Source organism: Paenibacillus sp. P4_E11 (genome assembly GCF_056401635.1).
The window spans coordinates 1-500 of sequence record NZ_JBFUIX010000751.1 but is presented as its reverse complement, the minus strand read 5'-3'; the positions used below and the strand labels follow the sequence as shown (position 1 = coordinate 500).

The window sequence follows — 500 nt, the reverse complement described above, 5'->3', positions numbered from 1 at the left end:
CTACAGACGATGTGACTAACTCCACAACAGGAACTACCTATACGAGTGGGGATCCAACAGTTGCAACGGTAACAGCGGATGGACTGATAGAAGCCAAAAGAGCAGGCACAACGACAATCACGATAGCTAATAGCGGCATAACGACTACCGTCGAAGTTAACGTAACCGAGATAACTGGATTGAAGGTATCACCAACCCCCGTCGAATTGAGACGAGGGACAACTCATTCACAACAGTTGTCGGTGACGGCAACCTTGTCAAATTTAAMTACAGACGATGTAACTRACTCCACAACAGGAACGACCTATACGAGTGGGGATCCAACAGTTGCAACGGTAACAGCGGATGGACTGATAGAAGCCAAAAGAGCAGGCACAACGACAATCACGATAGCTAATAACGGCATAACGACTACCGTCGAAGTTAACGTAACCGAGATAACTGAAGTTAACGTAACCGAGATAACTGGATTGAAGGTATCGCCTACCCCCGTCGAATTG

At 47.0% G+C, this 500-nt stretch carries 1 protein-coding gene; it reads left to right on the top strand.

Going from position 1 to position 500, the window contains the following annotated elements; genetic code table 11:
- Positions 1-500, top strand: a 500-nt coding sequence (locus AC1DWB_RS37280; protein ID WP_477546045.1) for an Ig-like domain-containing protein, incomplete at both ends; no start/stop codon positions are given.